Raw genomic sequence first — 3,061 nt, 5'->3', positions numbered from 1 at the left:
CCCAGGGCAGCGACAGCGCCGGGTGCGCCGCCGCGACCTCGTCCGCCGGGGTGCCGGCGGCGAGCGCCGCCCGCACCGGGGCGTCGTCGGGCAGCAGTGTGGGCGGGACGGGCAGCAGGTTCTCGTGCGCGGTCATCCGACCATCCTCACTGGTGGGTCCAGGAAGGACCAGCGACCGCGCGGTCGGGCCGCGGACGCCCGAGAAGATGCCGTGCCAGGGACGACGAAGGCCCCGACCGGAGTCCGGTCAGGGCCTTCTGCGGTGGAGCCAGGGGGATTCGAACCCCCGACCTTCTCATTGCGAACGAGACGCGCTACCAACTGCGCCATGGCCCCAGAAGCGGGAACAGGTTAGCACCCCGCGCGGGTGCGCTCCATCACGGACCCGGCCGCACGGCACCGGCCCCACAGCCCCGGCCAGCCGGCCGGTGCCGTCACATCCCCGAGGCGCGGCGGCGGGCCAGCACGGCGTCGAGGTCGATGCTGCCGGTGGTCTGCGGCTGGGCGGCGTCCTCGGTCTCGGCGACCACCTCGGCGACGACGGACTCGGGCTCGAGGTCGCCCAGCGGCGCCGGCTCGCGGTGCGGGGCGGCGGGCTTGAGCGCGTAGGTCGGCAGCGGCACGGGCACCGGCGACCAGGCGCCGTCGTCCTCGGCCGGCTCAGCGGCAGCGCTGGTTCGCGTCGCACCGGGTCGTGCGCCCACCACGGGGGTCGCACCGGTGGCGTGCCGGGCTGCGGCGCCGCTCTCGCCGCGGTCGGCCACGATGACGTCGAACACGTCGGTGATGGTCTGCGAGGGGTGCACCGCACGGCCCACCACCTCGGCCGGGGCCATCGGCACCGCGGAGGTCTCCACGTCGGCGTGCGGACGCGCCGGCCCGCTCGCCGTCCGCAACGGGCGCGCTGCCGCGGCCACCGGTGCCGAGACCGGCCGGGCCTCCCCCGCACCACGCTCGGCACGGGCCACCAGCGCGAACCACTCCTCGTCGTGCCGGTGCCCGGCGACCACGGCACGCCGTCCCAGGCCGACCACCGCGGCGAGCAGCGCGGTCGGTACGAGGCCGACGGCCACCGACATCGCCGGCGCCACCGCGAACGCGACCCAGCCACCGACCGTCGCGACGACGAGCACGGCCGCAAGCGCACCACGACGGCGTGCAGCAGCGCCACGTCGGGCCACGGCGGCCGCGTGCGCCGCCGTGAGCCGGGCCACCTCGCGGACGGCCTCGGCACTCCTGCGCTGATCCGTCGCGTGGGGTCGGTCCATGGTGCGTCCTCCTTCGGGCCTCGACGTGCTGCTCACGGTGTGCTGACCTCGACCGGGCGTCAGCAGCCCGGTGACGTGCCCGCTGCGGGTGCAGCCGGTCGGGGCCGTCCGTCCCTGCCCCGGATCGACCCGTCGGACCACCCGTCCGGTGGAGGCGACCGCGACCACCCGCAGGGTGGCCGAGTAGCGGTCCTCGGCCCGGGACTCCAGCAGCACCTCGCGGTGCCGCCGCACGTGCGGCACCAGGTACGTCACCCACAGACCCACCAGCGCGAGCGCCACCAGACCTGCGAGACCTTGCACGTCACGACGGTAGGTGCCGGGTGCTCAGGCGTCCGGCACCGCCCCGGCGTGTCGCCAGGCCCGACGTCCGGACCGGCCGGGGTCTACAGCGAGGTCTCGTCCAGCTGACGGCGCCGCCAGCGCCCCAGCAGACCGTCCGGCAGCTCCTCGGCGGTCACCGCGAACGTGCGGTGGTCGGCCCAGCGCCCCTGGATGTGCAGGTAGCGCTCGCGCAGCCCCTCGTCCCGCAGCCCCAGCTTCTCGACGACGCGCAGCGACGGGCCGTTCTCGGGCCGGATGTTCACCTCGATGCGGTGCAGCCCCAGCACCTCGAAGCAGTGGTCGGTGGCCAGCGCGACGGCCGTCGGCGTGATGCCCAGGCCCGCGACGTGCCGTGACACCCAGTACCCGATCGACGCCGAGCGCAGCGAGCCGTACGTGATCGAGGACACCGTGAGCTGGCCGACGAGCTCCTCGTCGAGGTCGACCGCGAACGGCAACGCCTGCCCGGAGCGGGCCTGCGAGGACAGCGTGCGCACGAACTGCCCGAACGTCGGGCGCGGGCCGGTGACCGGCACCGGGCTGGTGGCGTCCCACGGCTCCAACCAGTCGGCGTTGTCCGCCCGCAGCGTCAGCCACCGGTTCTGGTCCCGCCGCCGCAGCGGCCGCAGCCGCACCGCACCCTCCCGCAGCACCGCGGGCCACCCGACCGCCATCACCCCTCCAGGACCATGCACTGCAGCACGCGCCCGGCACGGACCGTGCGTTCGGCCTCGCTCACCACGACGTACGCATCGGCATGCGCCACATCGGACAGCGACGGGCTGTCCGGATCGCCCAGCACCGAGGCCTCGTACCCGACCTCCGGATCGCCGACGACGGTCGCCGGCACGAACTGGCGCAGCCCCGCGGGTGACGTCCAGTCCCGCCCGACCTCGGCGGCGACCGAGGGCCGGAACACCATGGAGCGGCCCGCCATGGTCCGCAGCGCCGGGCGGACGAACACCTCGAACGAGATGAGCGCCGACACCGGGTGGCCGGGCAGCGCGAACACCGGGACCGCCCGGTCGCTGCCGGTGGCCGAGCCGAGCGTGCCGAAGCCCTGCCGCCGGCCCGGGGTCATCGCGACCTGGTCCAGCCGCACGTCACCGAGCACGGCGAGCACGTCCTTGACGGTGTCACCGGCCAGCTCGGACAGCCCGCCGGTCACCACGACGAGATCGGCCCGGACGAGCTGGTCCTCGATCGCCTCGCGCAGCGCGGCCCGGTCGTCGCGCAGGATCGGCGCCCGCGACGGCGCACCGCCCGCATCCCGCACCGCGGCCTCGAGCGCATACCGGTCGGCCTCGTGGATGTCACCGGGGCCGGCCGTGGTTCCCGGCTCCTTGAGCTCGTCGCCGACGGCCACGAGCACGACGCGCGGCGTCGGGTGCACGGTGAGCCGGTTGCGCCCGAGCGCCGCGGCCAGGCCCAGCTGCCGTGAGCCGAGCCGGGTGCCGGCCGCCAGCACG

3 protein-coding genes and 1 tRNA gene are annotated in these 3,061 nt (G+C 75.7%); all 4 read right to left on the bottom strand.

Going from position 1 to position 3,061, the window contains the following annotated elements; genetic code table 11:
- Nucleotides 1-263: 263 nt before the first annotated feature.
- Nucleotides 264-336: transfer RNA gene (locus tag F2B26_RS15440), tRNA-Ala, on the bottom strand.
- A 98-nt stretch (nt 337-434) separates the two neighbouring features.
- Complete coding sequence (locus tag F2B26_RS15435) at nt 435-1,571, bottom strand: hypothetical protein (RefSeq protein WP_159810870.1); 1,137 nt, start codon at nt 1,569-1,571, stop codon at nt 435-437.
- Nucleotides 1,572-1,654: 83 nt separating this feature from the next.
- Complete coding sequence (locus tag F2B26_RS15430) at nt 1,655-2,266, bottom strand: GNAT family N-acetyltransferase (RefSeq protein WP_159810868.1); 612 nt, start codon at nt 2,264-2,266, stop codon at nt 1,655-1,657.
- Nucleotides 2,266-3,061 (bottom strand): molybdopterin molybdotransferase MoeA (locus F2B26_RS15425; protein ID WP_201292779.1); only part of this gene is annotated, 796 nt, incomplete at its 5' end. The genes F2B26_RS15430 and F2B26_RS15425, both read right to left, overlap by 1 nt.

The sequence above is a fragment of the Cellulomonas citrea genome, from assembly GCF_009829685.1.
Lineage (GTDB): Bacteria > Actinomycetota > Actinomycetes > Actinomycetales > Cellulomonadaceae > Cellulomonas > Cellulomonas citrea.
This window is presented reverse-complemented; position numbering and strand designations above follow the sequence as displayed.

Coding starts and splice junctions, on each gene's coding strand:
- F2B26_RS15430 (WP_159810868.1), bottom strand. CDS start 2,266: ATGGCGGTCGGGTGGCCCGCGGTGCTGCGGGAGGGTGCGGTGCGGCTG.